The organism is Variovorax sp. SG517, assembly GCF_013376045.1.
Classification (GTDB): Bacteria; Pseudomonadota; Gammaproteobacteria; order Burkholderiales; family Burkholderiaceae_C; genus Variovorax.
Genome location: NZ_JABMJG010000007.1, coordinates 132,752 through 157,794 on the forward strand (window position 1 = coordinate 132,752; position 25,043 = coordinate 157,794).

The window sequence follows — 25,043 nt, forward strand, 5'->3', positions numbered from 1 at the left end:
GGCCGCATGAAATGCCCCTTTTGCGGCCATCTTGAAACGCAGGTCGTCGAGACCCGCGTTTCGGAAGACGCCGACTTCGTCCGCAGGCGCCGCCAGTGCAGCGCCTGCGACAAGCGCTTCACCACCTACGAACGGCCCGACGTCAATTTTCCCGTGGTCGTGAAGAAGGACGGCAGCCGCGCCGACTTCGACTCGACCAAGGTACGCGCCTCCATGATGCTGGCGCTGCGCAAGCGCCCCGTGAGCATCGAACAGATCGACAACGCCCTGCTGCGCATCGAGCAGAAGCTGCTGGCCAGCGGCCTGCGCGAAATCGACTCGACCAAGGTCGGCGAGCTCGTCATGCGCGAACTCAAGAAGCTCGACAAGGTCGCCTACGTGCGCTTCGCCTCGGTGTACCGCAGCTTCGAGGACGTGGACGAGTTCAGGCAGCTGCTGCGCGACATCTGAGCCGCGCCGCCGTCGCCCTTTTCAGCCTTCAGCGGTCCCAGCAAAGCTGCACCAGCGCATCCGAGGCGCTGCCGCGGCCGGCGGCCAGCCTGGCACCCTGCTGGTTCACGGTGAGCGTTCCGCATTCATCGCGCCTCGACGCGCCCTGCGGCACGGCATGCAGGGTGAATGTGTTCGCGGTCCTCGTGCCGTAGCGGATGACATAGCTGGCCGGCCCGGACGGCGGCGACTGGCTCAGCCCCGCCGGCAGCACGACGCCTTCCGGCGGATACCTGCCGTTCGCGGTCAGGTAGCGCTCGGACCACTGCGCCGCCTGCAGCAGTTGCTGCTTGGCATCGGCTCGCTTGGCCCACAGCACATAGCGCGTATAGCTCGGGTAGACGATGGAGGCCAGGATGCCGATCACCGCGATCGCGATCATGACCTCGATCAGCGTGAAGCCACGCGGGCGCGCCCGTTCGCCAGCCCTTGGCCTGGAGTGCCTTTTCATGGTCCGTGCCTCAGTGGGTGGAAATCAAGTTGCGCCAGCCGAAGCGGCGCCCGATGACCGGCCGCTTCGTCGAACTGCAGTCGCCGGCGGCATTGCAGATCACGTCGCTGCCCCTCTCCCCGCTCTGCGGCTCGAAGAAGATGTCATCCCTGCCTGAGCTGTTCCGGAAGCCGGCATAGGCCCCCAGCGCATCGGACGTGCCATACGCGATGCCTTCGGGAGCGGAGCCGCTGAAGAGGTCGATCACCATCGACCACCCGCCGTCTCCCCTGCCGGACGCACAGGCGCCCGGCTTGCCGCCGGCATCTCGAATGGTGGTCGAGAACAAACCCACGCCGCTTCCCAGCACGTCGCCGGGATAGACGATGCGCTCCCCCGCCGTCGGCAGCTTCAGATGCCAGCCACGCCTGGCATCGGAGCCGGAGAAGCTCACGCCGTGGCGCGAGACGGTGCGCAGCCCAATTTCGCCTTCCCGGGTGGAAGCGGCGCCGGCGGTCTGGGCCACGAGGTCGGCCGGTGTCGCGGTGTCCGCGCCGCCGTCGGCCGGGTCCCAGACGCCGTAGAGGTATTGCTCGGCGGTCGAGCCTTCGTCGCCGGAGGCAGGCGGCCTACCCGTGCCGAACACCACCATGTAGCCGCCGCGCGGATGCCCGACGACCACCGGCGCCGCCGTGATCGGCTGGCTGGCGCCGGCCGCGAAGAGCGGCTTGTCGTCGAGGCTGGATGCCATCGCCGCCCGAGCGTTCGGACCGACGGGCCCCAGGGCGGCCTTCCACCTGCTGCTGTCGCTGCCGCCCAGGTCGAACCTCCAGAGGTTGCCGTGCAGGTCTCCCGCATAGACGAGGTCGACATTGCCGTCGCCGTCGCGGTCCACCGGCCGCGGCGCGGACAAGCCGTTGCCGCTGCCGCTCGCCTGCGCGGCGGGCGCGGGAATCCTGAGGACCGACTTGTCGCCGTCCAGATACTGGATCCACAGCAGCGCCTTCTCGCTCCTGCTGCCGTAGCCGTTGCCCAGGATCACGGCCCTGCGCCCGTTGTTCAGCGTCGCCACTTGCAACGCGCGCTTCGAGTAGGCATCGAGCGCCGGCTGCTGGAACTGATGGCCCAGGTCATCGTCGTCGAGCGCGGTCGTGTCGATCAGCACCACGCCGGCTGCGCTGCTCTCGCCGATGCTTTCGGGCCTGGTCACGTCGAGCACGAAGTAGCCTTTGCCGCCCGCCCCCAGCGTCCCTACCAGCAGCGACTTCCAATAGGCCGCCTTCTGAACTTCGGTCATGCCGGCCGACTCCGCCGGTCCCATGTAGATGTCTGCCACGAATGCGCTGCCGTCGACGTAATACCTGTGGACGTAGCCGCCGTCGCTGAGCCGTTGAAGACCTGGCGCTGCCGCCGTACCGTAGAGGCCTTCGGGCACGTAGGCGAACTCCTCCTTGCCGGTTGTCGCGTTGAAAGCGTGCAGCATGCCGTCGTTGGCCCCTACATAGACCATCGGCGTGCGGATGGCGGAGGCGAAGGTCGCATAGCCTCCACGGGTGAAACTGCCGCGGGGCTGGCCGGCAAACCAGACGCTGGAGCCCTCGATGTCGCCGAGCACGTGGGCGCGCCTGCGCAACCCCGGTCCGGCGCCCTCGTTGCTGCGGTCACCACGCAGGAAGTCGAGCACCGCCTGGCCGCGCGCGGTGCTGCCGGCATCGGTGGCGGTGCTTGCCTTGAGAGCCGCCTTCTGCGCTTCGCTCAGATGGTTCCATCTGAACGGCACGCCCAAGCCGGCGGCCGCCGCGCGGGTGGCCGTGGCCGCCGCGGTGCCCGAGAAGCTCAGCACCTTGCGATCGCCGTCGTGCGCGCCGGCCTTTGCCATGCGGGCATCGAGCAGTTCGCTCGCAGACCACTCGGGCGCGCTCGCCAGCTTGCCGCCGGCGCCGAATTTCGTGGCGGTGAGCGTGCCCGACCCGCTCGACGGGTCGTAGCCCGCCTGGTAGACGAGCGTGCCGGTCGACAGCCTGGAGGTGCTTGCCGCGATCGAGGTCCGCCGAGGGCTGGTGTCCGCCAGGCTCCCCGCAAGGATCATCTTCGGCGACGCCGCCCCCGCCGCGGCGTTGCGCGGCATCCGCGCCTGCTGGCATTGCCCCGCATGCGCCGCGACCTGCGCCAATGACAGGCCGCACGCGACGGCGCCTCCCAGGAACTGCTTGATGTTCATATCCCCCTCTCGCGATGCTCAATTGATCTTGTTGACCGGGTCCGGATCGAAGGAAACCTGCAGTTCGACCTTCGTGCCACCCGCCCCACCCGTGCTGCCGCGCGCTCCCGTGGCGACCGCGGTGATCCGGTACAGCGGGTATCGGCTGTTCTCGCGGTCGATGACCTCGATCCAGTACTTCGCGCCAGCCAGCGCCGGATTGCCCGCGTCCGGCGCGCCGGTGAATTGCCCGAAGGATGCGTGCTTGTTCTTGTATGCATCGCGCCCCCAGAACCGGAAGGCCTCGCTGCCGGATGCGGCAGCCACCGAATCGCGCCCGGAGAAATAACAGATGCCCTGCGCGCAACTGTTGGCGCCGTCGTTCAGGTAGGCGCCCACCCAGCCGGTGTCCCGATTGGGGAAGACGCGGTCGTATTCGGCCCTGCGGCAGGGGTGCTCTGCGAGCGCCGAACATGCGACATAGGCCTGGCTCGCAGGATCGAACGCCAGTTGCCGGATGTCACGCTCAGCGTCCAGCAGAGCGGCTTCGGCGGCCTCGAAGGCGCGCTGGTGCTCGCGCTGGTTGCCCGCCACGGATTCGAGCAGCAGCGCCGTGTGCGCGCCTGCGACAACGAGCAGCGCCGAGAGCAGCAGCATGGTCATCACGATGAAGAGCGAAAAGCCCTGCTGCGCCGGGCGTGCGCCAGGAAGCCCACGTGGAAACCTCATGGCGCCCCCAGGTCGTTGCGCAGCGAGAACACCGCGGTATAGACGCGGCGCAGCCTGCCGTCGCTGCTGGCTCGCGGTTTCCCGTCGCAGTCGACATGGCTGCCGCCCGGGTTGTTCCTGGAGGTGCCCGCGAGCTGCAGGCAGACGCGCACCGTGCGCACGCTGGCGAACTCCGCCACCTGGTCGGCCCTCACGTAGCGCACCACCTGCCGGCTCCCGACCCCGGCGCTGACGCCGTACATGACGTCGAAGCGCTCCACACCGTCGATGACCGGCTGCGGCTTCGTGTTGCCACTGCCCTGACACCGGAGCGCACCGTCCGCGACCGAGAACTCGCTGGTGATCAGCCGGGCACTGCCAGGCGCCGCGGGATCGGCTGCATCGTATTTGCCGCCCGAGTTCCGCCCGGGTTCCTGCCCCAGGCAGTCCTTGAAGTGATCGGGATTCGGCGCGTAGCCGATTTTCAGCCGGTCGTTCGCCGAACCGCCCGGCGACTCCACGCCCTTGATCGCGAAGAACGCCGGCTCGCCCGTGAGATTGGTGCTCCTGCCAGGGTCTACATCGAAGTGGTACAGCGGCCCGGTGGCATCGATGGGGGTATAGCCGGCCTGGCGGATCTGCTGTCCCAGCAGCCTGAACGCCAGCGCCGACGACTGGTTGAGCGCGTTGACGTCGTCGCCCGCCATGGCGACGCTGCGCACGCCGAGCATGGTTGCGACGGACGCCAGCACGACCAGCATGCCGATGACCAGCGCGACCAGGAACTCGACCAGCGTGAGGCCGGCCTGCCGCAGCCCTTGAGTGATCACCTGGCGGGTCATGGCTGCAGCACCGCGACGGCGAGTTCCATGCATGCCTTGCCCGCGGGGCAGTTCCAGGCAGGGTCCGGCGTGATCGCGTTGACGGCCGACGGTTCGCTCCATGCAATGTGAATGAACAGCAGCGCGCCCGCCGTCGGCCTGCCCTGCACGTCGGCGACTCCGCCGGGGAGCGCGTCCGCCACCGCGCGCTTCCAGTGCCGCAGATCGTGCGCGGCAAGCTCGGCCGCGCCGCAGTTGGCAGCGGCGCCCACGCATGACGGACCGGATTCGCCCTCGTCCGCCGGCGACCAGTCCGCCACATAGGGGCTGGCCGTTGCCGCGCCCGCCGCAGGATTGGCGCGGATGCGGTCGGCCATGTCGCCAGCCAGGCGCGCGGCGACGTTCTGGTTGCTCGCGCCGACGCTGGCGGCCAGCACGCGGATCTGCACGCCTGCGAGCGCCAGCAGTCCCAGCGAGAGCACCAGGAGCGCCACCAGCGCTTCGATCATCGAAACGCCTGCCTCGCGAACGTGCAGGCCGCGAACGGGCGGGGCTGGCATCAGCATGCGTCGCCTCCCTTCGCCAGACGAACGCGCCCGCCGAGTGCCAGGCACACGGCAACGGCGTTGGACGGGCCGCTGCTGCCCGACGGACGCAGGCGGAAGCTGGCCACGCCCATCGAATGCCCCATGGCGTCGAACGACACGGCGCCGTTCGCGCTCTTTTCGACCACAACCCGGCCGTCCGGGTCTTGCCGCTTCAGGATTTCAGCGGCGTTTCCGCTACCGGCAAGCGTGTCCCAGCCGCAACTCCAGTTCCGCCCCTCGCACCCCTCGCGCTGCCGGATGGTCACGGTTTTTCCGCGCCGGACTGCCTCGGCGCGTGCATGGCTCACGCTGGCCATCAGCACCTTGGCCATGCCTTCGACCCGATACCGTTCGGCGAGCCCGTTGAAAGCGGGCAGCGCCAATCCCAGCATCACGGCCATCAGTACGATGACGGCCATCATTTCGACGAGCGTGAAGCCCCGCTCGAACGCGCAGAATCCGTGTTGGTTCATGCCATGCCGCTCGTCGCCTTGCACACCGTGCCGGACAAGCGTTTCCCCCTGATCTCAATAGGCGCGAATCTTATTTTTCTGGTTCTGTACCAATCGGAATATTCCCGGAATAGCGCGACAAACGGTCAAGACAAATAGATCGGCGGAGAATTGTTTTCGACTGATTTCGAATTGACATTTGCAACGCATTTGAATTGACAAAAGAATGACAAAAGAAAATCCGAATTTCATGATCCAGGCGCTGAATCTGGCGCGCCAGGCCGGCGCGGAAACCGATCCGAATCCTCGAGTGGGCTGCGTGCTGGTGGCACCCGACGGCACGGTGATCGGCCAGGGCCACACCCAGCAGGTCGGCGGGCCGCACGCCGAGGTCATGGCGCTGCGCGATGCAGCGGCGCGGGGCAATTCGGTTGCCGGGGCAACTGCCTGGGTCACGCTGGAGCCCTGCTCCCACCACGGCCGCACCGGCCCGTGCTGCGATGCGCTGGTGGCGGCCGGCGTGGGCCGGGTGGTGGCGGCCATGGCCGACCCCAATCCGCTGGTCGCCGGCCAGGGCTTCGAGCGGCTGCGCGCCGCCGGGGTCGAAGTCGAGGTCGGGCCCGGCGCGGATGAAGCGCGGGAGCTCAACCTCGGCTTCTTCAGTCGCATGATCCGCAAGACGCCGTGGGTGCGGCTCAAGGTCGCGGCCTCGCTCGACGGCAAGACCGGCCTGCGCAACGGCGTGAGCCAGTGGATCACGTCCGAGCTCGCACGCGCGGACGGCCACGCCTGGCGGGCGCGCGCGAGCGCGGTGCTGACCGGCGTGGGCACCGTGATGGAGGACGACCCCAGGCTCGACGTTCGCCTCGTGCAGACCACACGGCAGCCGCGCGTGGTGGTGGTCGACAGCCAGCTCCAGACCCCCCCGGGCGCGAAGCTCTTCATGCCCGGCCGCGCAGTCTGGATCTACGCGGCGGTGCAGGATGAACGGAAAGCCGCCGCCCTCGAGGCGCGCGGCGCCACGGTCACCTGCCTGCCCAATGCGCAGGGCAAGGTCGACCTGGCGGCGATGCTGAAGGATCTTGCCCGCCGCGAGGTCAATGAATTGCACGTCGAGTCCGGCCACAAGCTCAATGGCTCGCTGCTTCGCGAAGGCCTGGTCGATGAATTGCTGGTCTATCTGGCGCCGAAATTGATCGGCGACGGGCTCGATATCGCCTCCGGTATTCACGCCAGCGGCCCGCTGACCGAATTGGCGGGCGCCCTGCCCCTCGAATTCCGAGGTCTCGAGCAGATCGGCCCCGACCTGCGCATCGTCGCCAGGATTGCCGGAAGGGATGCCTTCTAGCCCGCCCGCCGCGTAGCCCCTTCGTTCTCTGCGAAAATGCCGGGATGTTCACCGGAATCATCACCGGCGTGGGGCGCATCGCCGCCATCCACGACCTCGGCACCACCTCCTCCTACGGCAAAAGACTCAGCATCGAGGTGCCTGACGGCTATCTCGACGACGTCGGTCTCGGCGACAGCATCGCGCTCAACGGCGCGTGCATGACAGTCACCACGCTCGCTCCCGAGCGCCAGCAGTTCACCATCGACATCTCGGCCGAATCGCTCGACAAGACCGCGGGCCTGACCGACGAAGGCAGCCGCATCAACCTCGAGAAGGCCCTGCGCGCGAGCGACCGCCTCGGCGGCCACATCGTCTCGGGCCACGTCGACGGCATCGGCAGCGTCAGCAAGTTCGAGCCGGTCGGCGAAAGCTGGGAACTGCGCGTAGTCGCTCCGCCCGAGCTGGCCCGCTTCCTCGCCTACAAGGGTTCGATCACCGTCAACGGCGTGAGCCTCACGGTCAACAGCGTCGAGGACATCGTCGGCGGCGCGGAGATCAGCATCAACCTGATCCCGCACACCGTCGAGAACACTTCGCTGGGCGGCCTGAAGGCCGGCTCGAAGGTCAACCTCGAAATCGACACCGTGGCGCGCTACGTGGAGCGCATGCTCCAGGCGGGCGTGCTCGCACCGACTCCATCCAAGGACATCTCCAAATGAACGCCTCCGTCACGCCGATCGGCGCCGCTTCCCGCGCCGCGCGCGCACCAGCCCCGATCTCCTCGGTCGAAGAGATCGTGGCCGAGCTCGCAGCCGGCCGCATGGTGATCCTGGTCGACGAGGAAGACCGCGAGAACGAAGGCGACATCGTCATCGCGGCCGACCACATCACGCCCGAGGCGATCAACTTCATGGCCCGCCATGCGCGCGGCCTGATCTGCCTGACGCTCTCGCGCGAGATGTGCGAGCGGCTGCAACTGCCGCCGATGGTCCAGCGCAACGGCGCCAAGCACTCCACCGCCTTTACCGTGTCCATCGAGGCGGCCGAGGGCGTGACCACCGGCATCTCCGCTGCCGACCGCGCGCGCACGGTGCAGGCTGCCGTGGCGCCCAACGCCGTGGCCGCCGACCTGGTGCAGCCCGGCCACATCTTCCCGCTGCAGGCGGTGGACGGCGGCGTGCTGATGCGCGCCGGCCATACCGAAGCCGGCTGCGACCTTGCCGCCATGGCCGGCTGCTCGCCCGCCTCGGTGATCTGCGAGGTGATGAACGAAGACGGCACCATGGCCCGCCTGCCCGACCTGCAGGTCTTCGCGGCCGAGCACGGCCTGAAGATCGGCACCATCGCCGCGCTCATCGAGCACCGCAGCCGCGTCGAATCGCTGGTCGAGAAGGTCGGCTGCCGCGAGATCCAGACCGCCTGGGGCAGCTTCACCGCCCACGCCTTCCTCGACAAGCCCAGCCACGGTGTGCACCTCGCGCTGGTGCGCGGCAAGTGGGCGCCCGAAGAGACGGTGTCGGTGCGCGTGCACGAGCCGCTGTCGGTGCTCGACGCGCTCGAGATCAACCGCTCGCTGCACTCCTGGAGCCTGGACGCCAGCCTCTCGCACATCGCGAACGAGGGCAAGGGCGTGGCCGTGCTGCTGAACTGCGGCGAGACCGCCGGCGAGCTGCTCGCGCAGTTCGACGGCACCGCCCGCCCCGCGCAGGCACCCGAGCGCGGCCGCATGGACCTGCGCAGCTACGGCATCGGCGCGCAGATCCTGCGCGAATGCGGCGTGCACAAGATGAACCTGCTGGGCACGCCGCGGCGCATGCCCAGCATGGCAGCGGGCTACGGCCTCGAGATCGCCGGCTACCTCACGAAAGACTGAAGACCATGCAAGGTGCAAACAAGGGAGCGGACGCGAAGCCGCTGAACGGAAAGGGCCTGCGCATCGGCATCGTGCAGGCGCGCTTCAACGCCGATATCACCGACGCGCTGGCCTCGGCCTGCCTCTCGGAGCTAGAGGCGCTGGGCGTGGCCGCCAGCGACATCCACCACCTGCAGGTGCCTGGCGCGCTCGAAGTGCCCGTGGCGCTGCAGGCGCTCGCCGAGCGCGGCGGCTATCACGCGCTGGTGGCGCTGGGCTGCATCATCCGCGGCGAGACCTACCACTTCGAGCTCGTGGCCAACGAGTCGGGCTCCAGCGTGAGCCGCGTTGCCCTCGACTACCGCCTGCCCATCGCCAACGCGATCCTCACCACCGAAAACCTCGAACAGGCCGTCGCCCGCCAGACCGACAAGGGCCGCGACGCTGCCCGCGTGGCTGTCGAAATGGCGCAACTGCTGGCCACCCTTTCATGACCGAAGACCGCTCCAAGTCCCTCAAGGCCCTGAAGGCCGCCGGCGAAAAGCCCAAGCAGTCCCGCGTGGGCCTCACCAGCACCGGCGTGCGCAAGGCCGCGGCCAAGTCGAACCGCACCCGTGCGCGCGAATTCGCGCTGCAGGCGCTCTACCAGCACCTGGTGGGCCGCAACGACCCGACCGACATCGACCACTTCACGCGCGACCTCGCCGGCTTCCACAAGGCCGACGCGCTGCATTACGACGCGCTACTGCACGGCTCCATCGAAGGTGCCGAGCAGCTCGACGCACTGATCCGCCCGCTGCTCGACCGCAAGTTCGAGGAAATCTCGCCCATCGAGCACGCCGTGATGTGGATCGGCGTCTACGAATTCCAGAACTGCCCCGACGTGCCCTGGCGCGTGGTGCTCAACGAGTGCATCGAGCTCGCCAAGGAATTCGGCGGCACCGACGGCCACAAGTACGTGAATGCCGTGCTCAACGGCCTGGCGCCGCAGCTTCGCCCGCTCGAAGTGGAAGCCGACCGGGCTTCCGGAAAAGCAAGGGCATGAGCGGCACCGCTCGGCCGACCGAGGGCGCACGGCGCCGCAGCCTGGGGGTGCGATGAGAATTTCCACGCGCGCGCAGCGCATCGAGCCCTTCTACGTGATGGAAGTGGCCAAGGCGGCCGGCGTGCTCGCCCGCGAGGTCGCCCACACCGACCGGCCGATGATCTTCCTGAACATCGGCGAGCCCGACTTCACCGCCCCGCCGCTGGTCCAGGAAGCCGCCGCCCGCGCGGTGCGTGCCGGCGCCACGCAGTACACGCAGGCCACCGGCCTCGACCATCTTCGCGAACGCATCAGCGCCTGGTACCGCCAGCGCTTCAACGTGGACGTGCCGGCGCGCCGCATCGTCGTCACGGCCGGTGCCTCGGCCGCGCTGCAACTGGCCTGCCTGGCGCTGATCGAATCGGGTGACGAGATCCTGATGCCCGACCCGAGCTATCCGTGCAACCGCCACTTCGTGAGCGCTGCCGAAGGCAAGGCAGTGCTGCTGCCGACCACAGCCGAGGAGCGTTTCCAGCTCACGGCCGCCAAGGTCGAGGCCGCCTGGACCGACAAGACGCGCGGCGTGCTGCTCGCGTCGCCCTCGAATCCGACCGGCACTTCGATCGCGCCCGACGAGCTTCGCCGCATCCACGAGGTGGTGTCGAAGCGCGGCGGCATCACGCTGATCGACGAGATCTACCTGGGCCTCTCCTACGACGATGCCTTCGGGCAGACGGCGCTGGCCATCGACGAGAACGTCATCAGCATCAACAGCTTCAGCAAGTACTTCAACATGACCGGCTGGCGCCTGGGCTGGCTGGTGGTGCCCGAAGTGCTGGTGCCGGTGGTCGAGCGGCTGGCGCAGAACCTGTTCATCTGCGCGAGCACCGTGTCGCAGTACGCGGCGCTCGCCTGCTTCGAGGACGAGAGCATCGCCGAGTACGAACGCCGCCGCGCCGAGTTCAAGGCGCGCCGCGACTGGTTCATTCCGCAGCTCAATGCGCTGGGCCTGAACGTGCCCGTGGTGCCCGACGGCGCCTTCTACGCCTGGGCCGACTGCACCGCCTTCGCCGGGAAGCTCGGCATCTCGGGCAGCTGGGACTTCGCCTTCGAGACCATGAAGCGCGCGCACGTCGCCGTCACGCCGGGGCGCGACTTCGGCACTGCCGAGACGGCGAAGTTCGTCCGCTTCTCCACCGCCAGCTCGATGGCGCACCTGCAGGAGTCCATCGAGCGCCTGCGGGCGATGGCAGAGAACCGGGACCGATGAGCTACGCGTTTCCGATCCGCGTCTACTGGGAAGACACCGACGCCGGCGGCATCGTGTTCTACGCCAACTACCTGAAATTCATGGAACGCGGCCGCACCGAATGGCTGCGCTCGCTGGGCGTGGAACAGCGCAAGCTGCGCGACGAAACCGGCGGCCAGTTCGTGGTGAGCGAGACGCAGCTCAAATACCATCGGCCCTCGCGGCTGGACGACGAGCTGCTCGTGACTGCCGATCTCAAACAATTGGGCACCGCGTCATTGATAATCGGACAGCGCGTGCTATCGAAAACAGAGCAGGAACGAACGGGGGCCTCCGAACCAGTCTTGCTGTGCGAAGGCACGATCCGCATCGGATGGGTGGACGCGGCCACGTTGCGGCCCGCACGCATTCCGAAACAGGTGACGGGAACCCTAGAGCGCTACAGCGGCTCCATGACTCAAACTTTCAAGCCATGAACCAAGACCTTTCCATCATCAATCTCCTGCTCCATGCGAGCTTCGTGGTTCAACTGGTGGTGGCACTGCTGGTGATCGTCTCGATCGCAAGCTGGGCCGCGATCATCCGCAAGTACTTCGCGCTTCGGCGCATGCGCGCCCTCAACGAGGACTTCGAGCGCGAGTTCTGGTCGGGCACCAGCCTCAACGAACTGTTCGCCTCGGCCGCGCAGAACGCCAAGTTCGCCGGCCCCATGGAGCGCATCTTCGCCTCGGGCATGCGCGAGTACCAGAAGCTGCGCGAGCGCCACGTCACCGACGCCGGCACGTTGCTCGACGGCGCCCGCCGCGCAATGCGCGCGAGCTTCCAGCGCGAGCTGGATGCGGCCGAGCAGAACCTCTCGTTCCTGGCGACCGTCGGCTCCGTCTCTCCGTACGTCGGCCTGTTCGGCACGGTCTGGGGCATCATGCACGCCTTCACCGGCCTGGCCGCGCTGGCGCAGGTGACGCTGGCCACCGTGGCCCCCGGCATCGCCGAGGCGCTGGTGGCCACGGCCATCGGCCTCTTCGCCGCCATTCCGGCGGTCGTGGGCTACAACCGCTTCGCCCGCGAGATCGACAAGATCGCCATCGCCCTCGAGACCTACATCGAGGAGTTCTCCAACATCCTGCAGCGCAACCTGTCGGCCAACCCGGCCGCGGGCGGCGGCGCGGGCTCCTCGGTGGCTCCGGCCAACCGCTGAACGGAGGCGCAGCGCATGCCCGCCGTTTCATCCCGGGGCCGCGGCCGCCGGACGATCAACGAGATCAACATGGTCCCGTTCATCGACGTGATGCTGGTGCTGCTGATCATCTTCATGGTCACCGCGCCGCTCATCACGCCGAGCGTGATCAACCTGCCCTCGGTCGACCGCGCCAGCAAGCAGCCCGACAAGCCGATCGAGATCGTCATCAAGAGCGAAGACGAAGTGCAGATCAAGAAGGACCCGTCCACCGGCACGGGCGGCACCTCGATCCCCATGGCCCAGATCGGCTCGGCCGCCAAGCAGGCCCAGGGCGGCGACGACCAGCGACCGGTGGTCATCAGCGCCGACAAGGCCGTGAAGTACGAGACCGTCGTGAAGGCGATGAACCAGCTCAAGCGCAGCGGCATCGAGCGCGTGGGCCTGTCGGTCACGACCACGGGCGGCAAGTAAGGCATGTCGCTCGCACTGGATCGCCCCGAGTTCGCACCGCCGCCGCAGCGCGGCACCGGGCGTGCACTGGTACTGGCGCTCATTGCCCACGGCCTGCTGATCGCGGCGCTGACCTGGGGCGTGCGCTGGCGCAGCGACGCCGACGAGGGCGCCGTGGACGCGGAGCTGTGGTCGTCCACGGTGCAGCAGGCAGCGCCTCGCCTGCAGGCGCCGCCGGCACCCACCCCGGTTCCCGCGCCGCCGCCGCCCGCTCCTGCGCCGCCGCCTCCTCCGGCTGCGAAGGCGCCCGAGCCCGCCCCTGCGCCCAAGGCCCCCGACATCGCCCTCGAGCGTGAGAAGAAGCTCAAGGAGCAGAAGGAACAGCAGGAGCGCGAGCTCGAACGCCAGCAACAGCAGAAGAAGAAAGAGCTGGAAGCCAGGCAGCGCGCAGAGGACGAGGCCGAGCGCAAAAAGGAACAGCAGAAGAAGCTGGCCGAGCAGAAGAAGCAGCAGGAAGCCGAAGCCAAGCAAGCCGAGCAGAAGAAGGCCGAGGCTGCTGCGAAGCAGGCGGCCGCGGACCGCGCCGCCGCGCTCAAGCGGATGCAGGGTCTCGCGGGCGCCAGCGGCGCCGACGATTCGAAGGGCACGGCGCTGCGCTCCTCGGGCCCGTCGAGCGGTTATGCCGGCCGCATCGCCGCAGCGGTGCGGCCGAACATCACCTTCCCCGATGCCGACACAGTGAACGGCAATCCGGCCGCCGAGTTCGAGGTGAGCCTTGCGCCCGACGGCACCATCGTCGGCGTGAAGCTCAGCAAGTCGAGCGGCCTGCCGGGTTGGGACGACGCTGCCGAACGCGGCCTGCGCAAGACCGACAAGCTGCCGCGCGACACCGACGGGCGCATCTTCCCGTCGCTGATCGTCACGCTGCGGCCCAAGCGCTGATTTCCTTCCTCGCGCGCCTAACGCGCAGCTAAGAAAACGGGGCCCTTCCGGGTGACTTTCACGTCACCCGGAACTCGATAATCAGGGCTCATGACCCCCAACGGCCGCATCCGCTATGGCAGCAGTCCCCTGCTCGCCAGCCCCACTCCCGTGTGGCGCAGCAAGTTCATCGTGGCCAGCGTCGCCTTCGGCTTCCTGCTGCTGGCCGGACGCGCCGCCTACGTCCAGATCTTCGCCAACGACTTCTTCCAGCACCAGGGCGAGGTCCGCTACCAGCGTACGCTGGAGCTGCCGGCCAACCGCGGCCGCATCCTCGACCGCAACGGGCTGATCCTGGCATCTGACATTCCGGCTCCCAGCATCTGGGCCATTCCGGAAGACATCGAGCGCGACGATCCGGCCACGCAGGAAAAGCTCAGGCAGGCCGCGAAGCTTCTCGGCATGCCGCAGAAGGACTTCGACAAGAAGCTGGAGGACGAGGACAAGAGCTTCGTCTGGATCAAGCGCCAGGTCGACGAGCCCATCGCCAGGCAGGTTGCCGCGTTGAACATCAAGGGCGTCTACCTGCGCCGCGACTACCGCCGCCAGTACCCCGAGGGCGAAGCGGCGGCGCATCTGGCGGGCTTCACCAACGTGGAAGACGTGGGCCAGGAAGGCATCGAGCTGGCCTTCGACCACGACCTGGCCGGCAAGGCCGGCTCGCGCCACGTGCTGAAGGACCGGCTGGGCCACATCATCGAGGACACGGAAGACCAGGTGCCGCCCACGCCGGGACACGACATCCAGCTGAGCATCGACGACCAGGTGCAGTTCGTGGCCTACGAGAAGATCCGCGATGCCGTGGTCGCCAACAAGGCGCGCGCCGGCAGCGTGGTGGTGGTCGACGCGCAGACCGGCGAACTGCTGGCCATGGCCAACTATCCGAGCTACGACCCGAACGACCGCCGCAGCCTCACCGGCGAGCAGTTGCGCAACCGCGCCATGACCGACGTGTTCGAGCCCGGCTCGACGATGAAGCCCATCACCGTCGCCACCGCGCTGCAGCTGGGCCGCGTCACGCCCAAGACCATCATCGACACCAACCCCGGGCGCATCACCGTCTCGGGCGCGACCATCCACGACGACGAGAACTTCGGCGTGCTCACAGTCGAGGGCGTGATCCAGAAGTCGAGCAATGTCGGAGCCACCAAGATCTCGCAGCGCATGTCGGCGCAGGAGATGTGGAACTCGCTCACCGCCGTGGGCCTCGGCCAGAAGCCGCAGACGCCCTTCCCCGGCGCGGTCACCGGCAGGCTGCGGCCGTGGAAGTCGTGGCGGCCCATCGAGCAGGCGACCATGTCGTACGGATACGGGCTGTCGGCCTCGCTCTTCCAGATCGCGCACGCGTACACGGCCTTCGCGCACGACGGAGAGGTGATCCCCATCAGCCTGCTGAAGAACCGAGGGGAGGAGCCCGCCGGCGTGCAGGTGTTCTCGCCGCTGGTAGCCAGCGAGGTACGCCAGATGATGCACATGGCCGCCGCGCCCGGCGGCACCGCGCCGCTGGCCCAGACGGTGGGCTACTCGGTGGGCGGCAAGACCGGCACTGCGCACAAGCAGGTGGGCAAGGGCTACGCGAGCAACAAGTACCGCGCCTGGTACACGGGCATGTCGCCCATCGACAAGCCGCGCATCATCGTCGCGGTGATGGTCGACGAGCCCAGCGCCGGCAAGTACTTCGGTGGCCTCGTGGCCGCGCCGGTGTTCAGCCAGGTGGTGCAGCAGACGCTGCGCATCATGAACGTGGTGCCCGACCTCGCCGTGGCGTCGATGGCGCACTGAGGCCGCCAGGCCGGCCCGGGGCTCAGCGCAGCACGGCGAGGCGCTTCACGTCGAGCTCGACCTTGCTGCCGATCAGGTCCTTGTCGAACTCGCCCGTGAGCTCGACGCGCACCTTGTCGTCGATCTTCACGCCCGGCGGGAAATGCTTGGCGTCGATCTCCACCTTGATGCGGCCGGTTTCGTCGGCGAAGGTGTAGTGCTCTCCGCCGTCGTGCGACACGATGAAGCCGCGCAGCGTGGCGTACTGGTCGTCCTTGCCGGTGTCGATCAGCTGCTTGACGCTCATCGCCGGCACGGTGCTCGGGCCGGCGTACGGCGTGCCCGACGCGCCGGCTCCGGCGGCCGGCTGGGTGTTCGGGCCGGTGTACTGGGCCGATGCGGCAAGCGGCAATGCCAGGGGCAACGCCAGTGCCAATGCGATGACGAGAGACTGTTTCTTCATGACGGGATCCTCCTTGTGCCTCTCGACTGAAAGGCTGGAGGCATCGTAGCGAGGGCCTCAAAGAGCCCACGCCCGCCGGGCACTTGTCACCGCGCCGGCAGAAATCAGTCGTAGACGATCAGCGCCTTGCCCGCCTCGGCCTGCGCGGTCCAGCTGGCCAGCGCCGCGTCGGTCGGGAAGAACTTCGCGCGGTCGCCCAGCTGCAGCTCGACCTGCGCACCCGAGCGCGCCATCGAAAGCCGCACCGGCAGCCCCTGGATCAGGTCGCCCACCTCGGTCTGCTCGGTGCGCGGCGGAAAGTCTTTCAAGAGGCGCGCGATGTCGGGCGCCTTGCCGTTGACCGCCACGCGCAGGAACTTGCCGAAGCGGCAGCGCGCCGAGGCCAGGTCCCACACCTGCTGCACCTGGAAGCGCGCCTCGAAGCCGCCGCGCGCGGGCTGCAGCCGGCCGCTGACGATGACGAGCTCGTCGTCCTTCAGCGTGTTGCGGTTGGCGTTGATCAGCGCCTCGTCGGCCGTGGCCTCGATGGAATCGGACTTGTCGTCGAGCTTGAAGATCGCCAGCCGGCCGCGCTGGCCGTTGATGACGCGGAAGTCGCTCACGATGCCGGCAATGACCTGCTGGTCGCGGCTGTCGAGCAGGTCGGCGATCTCGCGCTTGCAGAAGCGCCGCACCTCGTGCGAAACCTCGTCGAACAGGTGGCCCGAGAGATAGAAGCCGATGGCCGTCTTCTCCAGCGTCAGGCGCTCCTTCACGCCCCAGGGCGTGGCGTCGACCAGGTCGGGCTCGGCAGTGGCGGAACCGTGCTCGGAGTCGCCGAAGATGTCGACCTGCGAGGCGTTGGCCGCCGTGGCGTTGGCGAATTCGAAGGCGCGGTCGAGCGAGGCGACCAGCGCCGCGCGGTTCTGCTGGATGGCGTCGAAGGCGCCGGCCTTGATCAGCGCTTCCACCGTGCGCTTGTTGATGCGCTGGCGGTCGATGCGCACGCAGAAGTCGTACAGGCTCTTGAACGGCCCGCCCTCCTCCCGTGCGCGCACCACGGCCTCGACCGCGAGCTGGCCGGTGCCCTTGACGGCGCCCAGGCCGTAGCGGATCACCTTGTTGGTGACCGGCTCGAAGCGGTAGTTGCCGCGGTTCACGTCCGGCGGCTCGAAGGTGATGCCGAAGTTCTTCTGGGCGTCCTCGAACAGCAGCTTGAGCTTGTCCGTGTCGTCCATTTCCACGGTCATGTTGGCGCAGAAGAACTCGGCCGTGTAGTGAACCTTGAGCCAGCCCGTGTGGTACGCCAGCAGCGAGTAGGCGGCGGCGTGCGACTTGTTGAAGCCGTAGCCCGCGAACTTCTCCATCAAGTCGAAGATCTCGTCGGCCTTGTCCTGCTCGATGCCGTGCGTCTTGAGGGCGCCCGCGCGGAATTTCTCGCGGTGCTCGGCCATCTCCTCGAGCTTCTTCTTGCCCATCGCGCGGCGCAGCAGGTCGGCGCCGCCGAGCGAGTAGCCGCCCAGAATCTGCGCCGTCTGCATCACCTGCTCCTGGTAGACCATGATCCCGTAGGTCTCGGAGAGCATCTCGGCCACCGCCGGGTGCGGGTACTCCACCTCTTCGCGGCCGTGCTTTCGCGCCACGAAGCTGGGAATCAGGTCCATCGGGCCCGGGCGGTACAGCGCGTTCAGCGCGATCAGGTCTTCCAGGCGCGTGGGACGCGCGTCCTTCAGCATGCCCTGCATGCCGCGGCTTTCAAACTGGAACACGGCCTCGGTCTTGCCGTCGGAGAAGAGCCGGTAGGTGGCCGCGTCGTTCAGCGGGATGTTCTCGAACGCGAAGTTCTCCTGGCCCTTGTGGCGCTTCATGATGAACTCGCGCGCGATCTCCAGGATTGTGAGCGTCGCCAGGCCCAGGAAGTCGAACTTCACGAGGCCGATGGCCTCCACGTCGTCCTTGTCGTACTGGCTCACGGCCGATTCGCTGCCGGGCTGCTGGTAGAGCGGGCAGAAGTCGGTGAGCTTGCCCGGCGCGATGAGCACGCCGCCGGCGTGCATGCCGATGTTGCGGGTCATGCCTTCGAGCTTCTGCGCGAGCTCGACCAGCATCCTGACTTCTTCTTCCTTCTCGATGCGCTCCGCGAGCTGCGGCTCCATCTCGATGGCGTAGTTGTTCTTGTCGCCCTCGATCTTCTTCTCCGGCGGGTACTGCAGCGTGACCGACATGCCGGGCTTGTTCGGGATCAGCTTGCTGATGCCGTCGCAGAACATGTAGCTCATGTCGAGCACGCGGCCCACGTCGCGGATGGCCGCGCGCGCGGCCATGGTGCCGAAGGTGGCGATCTGGCTCACGGCGTTGCGGCCGTACTTGTCCTTCACGTAGTCGATGACGCGGTCGCGGTTGCCCTGGCAGAAGTCGATGTCGAAGTCGGGCATCGAGACGCGCTCGGGGTTCAGAAAGCGTTCGAACAGCAGCTTGTATTCGAGCGGGTCGAGGTCGGTGATCTTCAGCGCGTAGGCCACGAGCGAGCCGGCGCCCGAGCCCCGGCCCGGGCCCACCGGGCAGCCGTTGTTCTTGGCCCACTGGATGAAGTCGCCCACGATCAGGAAGTAGCCGGGGAACCCCATGTTCAGGATCGTCTTGATCTCGAACTCGAGCCGCTCGACGTATCGCGGGCGCTCGGCGTCGCGCCTGGCTTCGTCGGGGTAGAGGTGCTTCAGGCGCAGCTCCAGGCCCTCGAACGATTCCTGGCGGAAGAAGTCGTCGATGGGCATGCGCACGCCTTCGGCGATGAAGGGCGTCGGGAAGTCCGGCAGCTGCGGCTTGCCCAGCACCAGCGTGAGGTTGCAGCGCTTGGCGATCTCGACCGTGTTGGCCAGCGCGCTGGGCACGTCGGCGAAGAGCGCCTCCATCTCGGCGGTCGACTTGAAATACTGCTCCTCGGTGAAGCGGCGCACCCGACGCGGATTGCCGAGGATCTCGCCTTCGGAGATGCACACGCGCGCCTCGTGCGCCTCGTAGTCCTCGCGGGCGGCGAACTGCACCGGGTGCGTGGCGACCACCGGCAGGTGCAGCCGGGCCGCGAGTTGCACGGCGGCAACCACGTGCGGCTCGTCCTCGGGACGGCCCGCGCGCTGCAGCTCGATGTAGAAGCGGTGCGGGAAGATGCCCGCCAGCTGCAGCGCCAGCTCGGCCGCCCGTTCGCCCTGCCCCTGCAGCAGCGGCTGCCCCAGCGGGCCCGCCTGCGCGCCCGACAGCGCGATCAGCCCGCCCGAAAGCTCCTGCAGCCATTCGAGCTTGCAGGCCGCCTGCGACTGGCCGCGGCCCACGTTCTGCGTCCATGCCCGCGCCAGCAGCTCGGACAGGTTGAGGTAGCCCTCCATGTTCTGCACCAGCAGCACGATGCGGGTGAGCGCGCCGGGCTCCTTGCCCAGTCCGTCCACGAAGGCCTCGGCGCCGATGACGGGCTTGACGCCCTTGCCCCGGCCCTGCTTGTAGAACTTGACGGCCCCGAACAGGTTGTTCAGGTCGGTGATGGCCAGTGCGGGCTGCTTGTCGGCAGCGGCGGCCTTGACGACATCGTCGATTCGATTGGTGCCGTCGACGACGGAAAACTCGGTGTGCAGGCGCAGGTGAACAAACATGCTTCCATTGTAGAAAGCAGCCCCTCCACGATGTGGGTTGGCAATCCCTGAAATTGCCCCGGCAGAGGCCCCGCACCCGGGCGATATTCCGCCGGCACCTAAAATCCCGCCCCGTGCAAGAGATTTTGAATATCGCGGCCTACAAGTTCGTGGCCATCGACGACAGCCCCGCGCTGCGTGAAGACCTGCGTGCCAGCACCCAGGCCCTGGGGCTCATGGGCACCATCCTGGTGGCACCCGAAGGTATCAACATGTTCCTGGCCGGAGCGGCCGACAACGTGCGGGCCTTCCTGGCCCACCTGCGCGCCGACGCCCGCTTCGCCGACCTGGAGGCCAAGGAAAGCTGGTCCGCCACGCAGCCCTTCCGCCGCATGCTGGTGAAGCTCAAGCGCGAGATCATCCGCATGGACCACCCCGCCATCCGCCCCGCCGCCGGCCGCGCGCCCGGCGTGGACGCCGCCACGCTCAAGCGTTGGCTCGACCAGGGCCATGACGACGGGGGCCGCGAGATCGCCCTGCTGGACACCCGCAACGCCTTCGAGGTCGACTACGGCAGCTTCGAGGGCGCCATCGACTGGCGCATCGGCAAGTTCACCGAATTCCCGCCCGCCCTGCGCGCGCACCGCGACGAGTTCAAGGGCAAGACGGTGGTGAGCTTCTGCACCGGCGGCATCCGCTGCGAGAAGGCGGCCATCCTGATGCACGAGGAAGGCGTCGAGAACGTGCTGCAGCTCGAAGGCGGCATCCTCAAGTACTTCGAGGAAGTCGGCGGCGCACACTACAAGGGCGACTGCTTCGTCTTCGACGGCCGCGAGGCCCTGGCGCCCGACCTGAGCGCGCGCTCGGCACGCGCCAGCGCCCGCGCGTCCGAAGACCCCGACCTCGCCATCAAGCAGTAAAGCCTGCAACAACAACGCAGCACGCGACAGGCCCCATGCGCATCCTCCTGGTGGAAGACGAACTGGACATGGCCTCGTGGCTGGTCCGGGCGCTCACGCAGAGCGGCTTCGTGCCCGACCACGCGCCCGACGCGCGCACGGCCGAGGCCTTTATGGCCGGCACCGAATACGACGCCATCGTTCTCGACCTGCGCCTGCCAGACAAGCACGGCCTGAGCGTGCTGGCCGACATGCGGGCCGCCGACGACCGCACGCCGGTGCTGATCCTCACCGCGCAGGGCGCGCTGCAGGACCGGGTGCGCGGCCTGAACCTCGGAGCCGACGACTTCCTCACCAAGCCCTTCGAGCTGGAAGAGCTCGAGGCACGGCTCGCGGCGCTGGTGCGGCGCAGCCGCGGCAAGCAGCACCCGCGCCTGCAGTGCGCCTCTCTCTCCTACGACAGCCAGAGCCGCGCCTTCACGCTGCGCGGCACGCTGCTGTCGCTCACCCCGCGCGAGCAGGCCGCGCTCACCGCCCTGCTGCTGCGCAGCGGCTCGCCGGTGGGCAAGTCGCAGCTCTTCGCCAAGGTGTTCACCAACGACAGCACCGCCGGCCCCGACGCCATCGAGGTGGTGCTGCACCGGCTGCGGCGCAAGCTCGCCGACAGCGACGTGCGCATCGTCACCGTGCGCGGCCTGGGCTACATGCTGGAGAGCATCGCCGATGGATCCACAGCCCCGGCCAGCACCCCACTCCCCGGCGAAGGCGACTGAGGCACAGCAGCCGCGGCGCTTCGGCATCCGCGCGCGCCTGCTCGCGCTGCTGCTGCCCGGCATCGTCGCGCTGCTCGCACTCGACAGCTGGAACGATTACCGCGCGCTGACGGACTCGCTCGTAGTCGCCTACGACCAGAGCCTGCTGGAGCCGGTGCAGGCGCTGGCCAACGGCATCGTGGTGGCCAGCGACGGCAGCGTGCGCGTGCAGGAGCCCTTCTCGATCCAGGCGATGTTCGAGTCCACGCGGCTGCGCTACAAGTACCTGCACGTCGGCGTGCAGCGCATTCCCAAGGGCGAGACGCTCGACGTGAACTCGCCCGAGACCACCCTCATGGGCGTGCCCGCCCTGCCGCGCCCGGCGCAGCGCCCGCCCGACGGCACGCCGGTGTTCTACGACGCGCAGCACGAGGGCCATCCGGTACGCGTGGCCGCGCTGCGGCAGACGGTGTACGACAACGCCCATCCCGGCATCGCCTACAGCGTGCTGATCCAGGCGGCCGAGGGCACCGGCCCGCGCGCCCGGGCACAGGCCGAGACGCTGCGCCAGGAGGTGCTGCGCGACACGCGCATGGTGCTGGTGACCGCGCTGCTGGTGTGGCTGGGCGTGGCGTGGACGCTGCGCCCGCTGGAGCGCCTGCGCCGCTCGCTGCGCGAGCGCCAGCGCGACGACCTCACGCCACTGGACGCCAGCGGCGTGCCGCGCGAGGTGGCGCCGCTGGTGGACGCGGTCAACCACCACATCTCGGGCCACCGGCGCATGGTGGCCGAGCAGTCGCAGTTCCTCGCCGACGCCTCGCACCAGCTGCGCACGCCACTGAGCATCCTGTCGATCCAGGCCGGCTACGCGGTGCGCGAGACCGACCCGGCGCGCATGCGCGAATCGCTGCACGCCATCGTCGCCCAACTCGCGCGCACGCGCCGCCTGAGCGAGCAGTTGCTGGCGCTGGCCCATGCCACCGCCGGAGACGAAGCCGCGCCGGCCGGCGCCGCGGTGGCAGACCTCAACGCCGTCGCGCGCGACGTGGTGCTGCAGTACCTGCCGCTCGCGCGCGAGAACGACCAGGACCTCGGCTGGGTCGATGCGCGCGGCGACATCGGCACGGACGAATCGGCCGACGACGAAGGCGACCCGCCCGTGCTGCCCGTGGCAGCCGACGCGGCCGAGCTGCACGAGGTGCTTTCCAACCTCGTGCACAACGCCATCAAGTACACGCCGCGCGGGGGCAACATCACCGTGACCGTGCGGCGCGACGCCACGCATGCGCTGGCCGAGGTGTGCGACAGCGGACCCGGCATCGCGCCCGAGCGGCGCGAGAGCGTGTTCGAGCGCTTCCATCGCGACAGCTCCACCACCACCGGTCCGGCGCAAGGCGCGGGCCTGGGCCTCGCCATCGCGCGCGGCTACGCGCGGCGCAACGGCGGCGAGATCGAACTCTCGAATGCCGACACGCCCGAGCGTCCCAACGGTGGCGGATTGCGCGCGACGCTGAGGTTGCCGCTGCACGCTTCCTGAACATCGCGCGAGCCCCGCATCGGGATCCGCTTTTTGCAAGGGTTTCACCGGATGGGCCGGTACGTGATTACACGTATTTTGAGGCGCGCAGGGCTGCAAGAGCCTCTCCCGAAAGGGGACTGAAAGCCCCGATTCCTAGACTGCCCTCCTTCAAGACGAAGGAGATTTATGCAGCACCAGCTCGGTGAAGATCCGGCCTCGCACGCGCCCCGGCCCGCTTCGAAATTCAAGAAAGACTACTACGGCGGCGCACTGCTGATCGTCGTCGGGCTGGCAGCCGTGTATGCCGGCGTCGGCTACCGCGTGGGCGAGCTCGCGCACATGGGGCCGGGCTTCTTCCCCGTCGCGCTCGGCGCGCTGCTGGCACTCACCGGCCTGCTCATCGCGGTCTCCGCGCGCGGCGACAAATCCACCGAAGTCGCAAGCGAGGAAGCGGCCTCGCACGGCCACCCGGGCGGCATGCCCGACCTGCGCGGCGGCGTCTGCATCATCCTCGGCATCCTCGCCTTCCTGCTCTTCGGCGAATACGGCGGGCTGCTGCCCGCGACCTTCGCGATCGTGTTCATCTCGGCGCTGGGCGACCGCGACAACACGCTGACCGAGGCGCTGCTGCTCTCGCTCGCGATGTGCTTCATCGCGGTAGTGGTCTTCTGGTGGGCGCTGAAGCTGCAGCTGCCCCTGTTCCAGTGGGGAGGCTGAAGCCATGATCGGTCAATCGCTCCACGACCTCTGGTACGGCTTCGGCGTGGCCTTCCAGGGCTCGAACCTGATGTGGTCCTTCTTCGGCGTGCTGGTGGGCAACCTGATCGGCGTGCTGCCGGGCATGGGCGCGCTGCAGGCCATCTCGATCCTGCTGCCGCTCACCTACGTGATGCATCCGGTGCCTGCCATCCTGATGCTGGCCGGCATCTTCTACGGCTCGCAGTACGGCGGCGCCATCGGCGCCATCCTGATGAACATGCCCTCGCACCCGCCGCATGCGGTGACCTGTCTCGACGGGTACCCGATGACCAAGCAGGGCAAGGGCGGGGTCGCGCTCGGGGTGACGATGATCGCCTCGTTCCTCGCGGCCTCGGTCGGCATCATCGTGATGATCTTCGCCTCGCCGCTCTTGGTGCAGATCGCGTTCAAGTTCGGCCCGACCGAGATCTTCTCGATCATGCTGCTGGGCCTGCTGGCCGGCTCCACCATGTCGCGCGGCTCGCCGCTCAAGGGCGTGGCGATGACGCTCTTCGGCCTGCTGTGCGGCGTGGTCGGCACCGACGTGAACAGTGGCAGCTTCCGCTTCGCCTTCGGGCTGCCCGAGCTGAGCGACGGCCTCGAACTCGTGGCGATCTCGATGGGCCTGTTCGGCGTGGCCGACTTCCTGCTCAACGTGAACCGCATGAAAGCCATCGGCGACACCGGCACCCTCAAGCTCAGCGACATGCGCCCGAGCAAGGAAGAGCTCAAGCGCGCCTTCCCCGCGATGATCCGCGGCACCATCGTCGGCACGGTGTTCGGTGCTATGCCCGGCACGGGCCCGACCATCACCACGTTCATCGCCTACGCGCTGGAGCGAAAGGTGTCGAAGACGCCCAACAGGTTCGGCACCGGCATGATCGAAGGCGTGGCCGGCCCCGAGGCTTCGGCTCACTCGAAGACGCAGGTCGACTTCATTCCGACGATGAGCCTGGGCATTCCCGGCGACGCAGTCATGGCGCTGATCCTCGGTGCGCTGCTGATCCAGGGCATCCAGCCCGGTCCGCAGCTCATCACCGAGCACCCGGACATCTTCTGGGGCCTGATCGCCTCGTTCTGGATCGGCAACGTGATCCTCGTGATCCTGAACGTCCCGATGATCGGCGTGTGGGTGAAGCTCCTGAAGGTGCCCTACAAGTATCTGTTCCCGGCCGCGATGTTCTTCATTGCGACCGGCGTGTACAGCACGCAGAACAGCCTGTTCCAGATCTGGGAGGTGCTGGTGTTCGGCATCGTCGGCGCAGTGCTGATGACGCTGGAGTTCTCGGTCGCGCCGATCCTGCTGGGCTTCGTGCTCGGGCCGATGGTGGAGGAGAACTTCCGCCGCGCCCTGCTGCTGTCGCGCGGCGACATGTCGGTGTTCGTGACGCGGCCGATCAGCGCCACCTTCATCGGCCTGTGCGCGCTGCTGCTGCTGGGCGTTAGCTACTCCGCATGGCGCGGCCGCGGCAGCCGCAAGGCCATGCTCGACCTGCCGAAGGCGCCCGAGGGCGCACCGCCTGCCGAGAGCGTGTCGATCGGCGGCAAGTAACCGG

The 25,043-nt window shown here is 68.2% G+C and carries 25 protein-coding genes; 17 read left to right on the plus strand and 8 right to left on the minus strand.

The features are described 5' to 3' along the window. Nucleotides 1-6: 6 nt before the first annotated feature. Nucleotides 7-450 (plus strand): transcriptional regulator NrdR, encoded by a 444-nt coding sequence (gene nrdR / locus FHT32_RS21810; protein ID WP_007836918.1) that lies wholly within the window; start codon nt 7-9, stop codon nt 448-450. A 28-nt stretch (nt 451-478) separates the two neighbouring features. On the opposite strand, the gene FHT32_RS21815 is transcribed toward nrdR, so the two are convergent. From FHT32_RS21815 to FHT32_RS21840, 6 genes are read right to left on the minus strand one after another with little or no spacing between them, the layout of a single operon-like run. Then, nucleotides 479-940, minus strand: a complete 462-nt coding sequence (locus FHT32_RS21815) for a type IV pilin protein (RefSeq protein ID WP_176666704.1) — start codon at nt 938-940, stop codon at nt 479-481. 10 nt (nt 941-950) lie between these two features. Next, nucleotides 951-3,140 carry a pilus assembly protein gene (locus tag FHT32_RS21820; protein ID WP_176666705.1) on the minus strand — a complete coding sequence of 730 codons (2,190 nt, stop codon included), beginning with the start codon at nt 3,138-3,140 and terminating at the stop codon, nt 951-953. Nucleotides 3,141-3,158: 18 nt separating this feature from the next. Next, on the minus strand, nt 3,159-3,848 hold the full coding sequence (locus FHT32_RS21825; protein WP_176666706.1) for a PilX N-terminal domain-containing pilus assembly protein: 690 nt from the start codon (nt 3,846-3,848) through the stop codon (nt 3,159-3,161). Beyond that, entirely contained in the window at nt 3,845-4,669 is an 825-nt protein-coding gene (locus tag FHT32_RS21830) for a PilW family protein (protein WP_176666707.1), read from the minus strand. The genes FHT32_RS21825 and FHT32_RS21830 overlap by 4 nt, the downstream gene beginning before the upstream one ends. Further along, nucleotides 4,666-5,214 carry a type IV pilus modification protein PilV gene (gene pilV / locus FHT32_RS21835; RefSeq protein WP_176666708.1) on the minus strand — a complete coding sequence of 183 codons (549 nt, stop codon included), beginning with the start codon at nt 5,212-5,214 and terminating at the stop codon, nt 4,666-4,668. Before pilV ends, FHT32_RS21830 begins: the two co-directional genes overlap by 4 nt. Further along, the gene (locus tag FHT32_RS21840; RefSeq protein ID WP_176666709.1) at nt 5,208-5,708 is read right to left on the minus strand and encodes a GspH/FimT family pseudopilin; all 501 of its coding nucleotides are present in this window, start codon (nt 5,706-5,708) and stop codon (nt 5,208-5,210) included. The genes pilV and FHT32_RS21840 overlap by 7 nt, the downstream gene beginning before the upstream one ends. A gap of 205 nt (nt 5,709-5,913) precedes the next feature. Here FHT32_RS21840 and ribD point away from each other — a divergent pair, with 205 nt between their 5' ends. The 11 genes from ribD (at nt 5,914) to FHT32_RS21895 (ending at nt 15,535) form a co-directional block, all read left to right on the plus strand. Further along, nucleotides 5,914-7,035 (plus strand): bifunctional diaminohydroxyphosphoribosylaminopyrimidine deaminase/5-amino-6-(5-phosphoribosylamino)uracil reductase RibD, encoded by a 1,122-nt coding sequence (ribD, locus tag FHT32_RS21845; RefSeq protein WP_176666710.1) that lies wholly within the window; start codon nt 5,914-5,916, stop codon nt 7,033-7,035. 44 nt (nt 7,036-7,079) lie between these two features. After that, entirely contained in the window at nt 7,080-7,736 is a 657-nt protein-coding gene (locus tag FHT32_RS21850) for a riboflavin synthase (protein WP_176666711.1), read from the plus strand. Further along, complete coding sequence (ribBA, locus tag FHT32_RS21855) at nt 7,733-8,890, plus strand: bifunctional 3,4-dihydroxy-2-butanone-4-phosphate synthase/GTP cyclohydrolase II (protein WP_176666712.1); 1,158 nt, start codon at nt 7,733-7,735, stop codon at nt 8,888-8,890. Before FHT32_RS21850 ends, ribBA begins: the two co-directional genes overlap by 4 nt. Before the next feature lie 5 nt (nt 8,891-8,895). Beyond that, nucleotides 8,896-9,363 carry a 6,7-dimethyl-8-ribityllumazine synthase gene (ribH, locus tag FHT32_RS21860; RefSeq protein ID WP_176666713.1) on the plus strand — a complete coding sequence of 156 codons (468 nt, stop codon included), beginning with the start codon at nt 8,896-8,898 and terminating at the stop codon, nt 9,361-9,363. Further along, nucleotides 9,360-9,914 (plus strand): transcription antitermination factor NusB, encoded by a 555-nt coding sequence (gene nusB / locus FHT32_RS21865; protein ID WP_093202799.1) that lies wholly within the window; start codon nt 9,360-9,362, stop codon nt 9,912-9,914. Before ribH ends, nusB begins: the two co-directional genes overlap by 4 nt. 52 nt (nt 9,915-9,966) lie before the next feature. Further along, complete coding sequence (locus FHT32_RS21870) at nt 9,967-11,163, plus strand: pyridoxal phosphate-dependent aminotransferase (protein ID WP_176666714.1); 1,197 nt, start codon at nt 9,967-9,969, stop codon at nt 11,161-11,163. Then, entirely contained in the window at nt 11,160-11,618 is a 459-nt protein-coding gene (locus FHT32_RS21875) for a YbgC/FadM family acyl-CoA thioesterase (RefSeq protein WP_176666715.1), read from the plus strand. Before FHT32_RS21870 ends, FHT32_RS21875 begins: the two co-directional genes overlap by 4 nt. Then, nucleotides 11,615-12,340, plus strand: coding sequence for a protein TolQ (gene tolQ / locus FHT32_RS21880; RefSeq protein WP_176666716.1), 726 nt, complete (start codon nt 11,615-11,617; stop codon nt 12,338-12,340). The genes FHT32_RS21875 and tolQ overlap by 4 nt, the downstream gene beginning before the upstream one ends. 15 nt (nt 12,341-12,355) lie before the next feature. Further along, the gene (locus FHT32_RS21885) at nt 12,356-12,793 is read left to right on the plus strand and encodes a biopolymer transporter ExbD (protein ID WP_093202808.1); all 438 of its coding nucleotides are present in this window, start codon (nt 12,356-12,358) and stop codon (nt 12,791-12,793) included. 3 nt (nt 12,794-12,796) lie between these two features. Further along, nucleotides 12,797-13,714 (plus strand): cell envelope integrity protein TolA, encoded by a 918-nt coding sequence (locus tag FHT32_RS21890; RefSeq protein ID WP_176666717.1) that lies wholly within the window; start codon nt 12,797-12,799, stop codon nt 13,712-13,714. Between the two features lie 90 nt (nt 13,715-13,804). Next, on the plus strand, nt 13,805-15,535 hold the full coding sequence (locus FHT32_RS21895; RefSeq protein ID WP_176666718.1) for a penicillin-binding protein 2: 1,731 nt from the start codon (nt 13,805-13,807) through the stop codon (nt 15,533-15,535). A 22-nt stretch (nt 15,536-15,557) separates the two neighbouring features. Here FHT32_RS21895 and FHT32_RS21900 read toward each other — a convergent pair whose 3' ends face one another. Continuing rightward, nucleotides 15,558-15,977 carry a YgiW/YdeI family stress tolerance OB fold protein gene (locus FHT32_RS21900; RefSeq protein ID WP_176666719.1) on the minus strand — a complete coding sequence of 140 codons (420 nt, stop codon included), beginning with the start codon at nt 15,975-15,977 and terminating at the stop codon, nt 15,558-15,560. Nucleotides 15,978-16,081: 104 nt separating this feature from the next. Continuing rightward, nucleotides 16,082-19,600 carry a DNA polymerase III subunit alpha gene (gene dnaE / locus FHT32_RS21905; RefSeq protein WP_176666720.1) on the minus strand — a complete coding sequence of 1,173 codons (3,519 nt, stop codon included), beginning with the start codon at nt 19,598-19,600 and terminating at the stop codon, nt 16,082-16,084. 113 nt (nt 19,601-19,713) lie between these two features. Between dnaE and FHT32_RS21910 the strand changes: the two genes are divergently transcribed. The 5 genes from FHT32_RS21910 to FHT32_RS21930 all read left to right on the plus strand — a co-directional run bounded on the left by FHT32_RS21910 (nt 19,714) and on the right by FHT32_RS21930 (nt 25,039). Then, the gene (locus FHT32_RS21910) at nt 19,714-20,499 is read left to right on the plus strand and encodes a sulfurtransferase (protein ID WP_176666721.1); all 786 of its coding nucleotides are present in this window, start codon (nt 19,714-19,716) and stop codon (nt 20,497-20,499) included. Nucleotides 20,500-20,534: 35 nt separating this feature from the next. After that, nucleotides 20,535-21,251, plus strand: a complete 717-nt coding sequence (locus FHT32_RS21915) for a response regulator (protein ID WP_176666722.1) — start codon at nt 20,535-20,537, stop codon at nt 21,249-21,251. Beyond that, a complete protein-coding gene (locus FHT32_RS21920; RefSeq protein ID WP_176666723.1) occupies nt 21,202-22,767 on the plus strand; it encodes a sensor histidine kinase in 1,566 nt (521 codons plus the stop codon). The genes FHT32_RS21915 and FHT32_RS21920 overlap by 50 nt, the downstream gene beginning before the upstream one ends. Before the next feature lie 168 nt (nt 22,768-22,935). After that, nucleotides 22,936-23,466 (plus strand): tripartite tricarboxylate transporter TctB family protein, encoded by a 531-nt coding sequence (locus tag FHT32_RS21925; RefSeq protein WP_176666724.1) that lies wholly within the window; start codon nt 22,936-22,938, stop codon nt 23,464-23,466. A 4-nt stretch (nt 23,467-23,470) separates the two neighbouring features. Next, on the plus strand, nt 23,471-25,039 hold the full coding sequence (locus FHT32_RS21930) for a tripartite tricarboxylate transporter permease (protein ID WP_176666725.1): 1,569 nt from the start codon (nt 23,471-23,473) through the stop codon (nt 25,037-25,039). Nucleotides 25,040-25,043 lie beyond the last annotated feature (4 nt).

What these genes read in the sequence shown, in the direction of transcription:
- nrdR (WP_007836918.1), top strand. Translation starts at nt 7, where the DNA reads ATGAAATGCCCCTTTTGCGGCCATCTTGAAACGCAGGTCGTCGAGACC.
- FHT32_RS21815 (WP_176666704.1), bottom strand. Translation starts at nt 940, where the DNA reads ATGAAAAGGCACTCCAGGCCAAGGGCTGGCGAACGGGCGCGCCCGCGT.
- FHT32_RS21820 (WP_176666705.1), bottom strand. Translation starts at nt 3,140, where the DNA reads ATGAACATCAAGCAGTTCCTGGGAGGCGCCGTCGCGTGCGGCCTGTCA.
- FHT32_RS21825 (WP_176666706.1), bottom strand. Translation starts at nt 3,848, where the DNA reads ATGAGGTTTCCACGTGGGCTTCCTGGCGCACGCCCGGCGCAGCAGGGC.
- FHT32_RS21830 (WP_176666707.1), bottom strand. Translation starts at nt 4,669, where the DNA reads ATGACCCGCCAGGTGATCACTCAAGGGCTGCGGCAGGCCGGCCTCACG.
- pilV (WP_176666708.1), bottom strand. Translation starts at nt 5,214, where the DNA reads ATGCTGATGCCAGCCCCGCCCGTTCGCGGCCTGCACGTTCGCGAGGCA.
- FHT32_RS21840 (WP_176666709.1), bottom strand. Translation starts at nt 5,708, where the DNA reads ATGAACCAACACGGATTCTGCGCGTTCGAGCGGGGCTTCACGCTCGTC.
- ribD (WP_176666710.1), top strand. Translation starts at nt 5,914, where the DNA reads ATGACAAAAGAAAATCCGAATTTCATGATCCAGGCGCTGAATCTGGCG.
- FHT32_RS21850 (WP_176666711.1), top strand. Translation starts at nt 7,080, where the DNA reads ATGTTCACCGGAATCATCACCGGCGTGGGGCGCATCGCCGCCATCCAC.
- ribBA (WP_176666712.1), top strand. Translation starts at nt 7,733, where the DNA reads ATGAACGCCTCCGTCACGCCGATCGGCGCCGCTTCCCGCGCCGCGCGC.
- ribH (WP_176666713.1), top strand. Translation starts at nt 8,896, where the DNA reads ATGCAAGGTGCAAACAAGGGAGCGGACGCGAAGCCGCTGAACGGAAAG.
- nusB (WP_093202799.1), top strand. Translation starts at nt 9,360, where the DNA reads ATGACCGAAGACCGCTCCAAGTCCCTCAAGGCCCTGAAGGCCGCCGGC.
- FHT32_RS21870 (WP_176666714.1), top strand. Translation starts at nt 9,967, where the DNA reads ATGAGAATTTCCACGCGCGCGCAGCGCATCGAGCCCTTCTACGTGATG.
- FHT32_RS21875 (WP_176666715.1), top strand. Translation starts at nt 11,160, where the DNA reads ATGAGCTACGCGTTTCCGATCCGCGTCTACTGGGAAGACACCGACGCC.
- tolQ (WP_176666716.1), top strand. Translation starts at nt 11,615, where the DNA reads ATGAACCAAGACCTTTCCATCATCAATCTCCTGCTCCATGCGAGCTTC.
- FHT32_RS21885 (WP_093202808.1), top strand. Translation starts at nt 12,356, where the DNA reads ATGCCCGCCGTTTCATCCCGGGGCCGCGGCCGCCGGACGATCAACGAG.
- FHT32_RS21890 (WP_176666717.1), top strand. Translation starts at nt 12,797, where the DNA reads ATGTCGCTCGCACTGGATCGCCCCGAGTTCGCACCGCCGCCGCAGCGC.
- FHT32_RS21895 (WP_176666718.1), top strand. Translation starts at nt 13,805, where the DNA reads ATGACCCCCAACGGCCGCATCCGCTATGGCAGCAGTCCCCTGCTCGCC.
- FHT32_RS21900 (WP_176666719.1), bottom strand. Translation starts at nt 15,977, where the DNA reads ATGAAGAAACAGTCTCTCGTCATCGCATTGGCACTGGCGTTGCCCCTG.
- dnaE (WP_176666720.1), bottom strand. Translation starts at nt 19,600, where the DNA reads ATGTTTGTTCACCTGCGCCTGCACACCGAGTTTTCCGTCGTCGACGGC.
- FHT32_RS21915 (WP_176666722.1), top strand. Translation starts at nt 20,535, where the DNA reads ATGCGCATCCTCCTGGTGGAAGACGAACTGGACATGGCCTCGTGGCTG.
- FHT32_RS21920 (WP_176666723.1), top strand. Translation starts at nt 21,202, where the DNA reads ATGGATCCACAGCCCCGGCCAGCACCCCACTCCCCGGCGAAGGCGACT.
- FHT32_RS21925 (WP_176666724.1), top strand. Translation starts at nt 22,936, where the DNA reads ATGCAGCACCAGCTCGGTGAAGATCCGGCCTCGCACGCGCCCCGGCCC.
- FHT32_RS21930 (WP_176666725.1), top strand. Translation starts at nt 23,471, where the DNA reads ATGATCGGTCAATCGCTCCACGACCTCTGGTACGGCTTCGGCGTGGCC.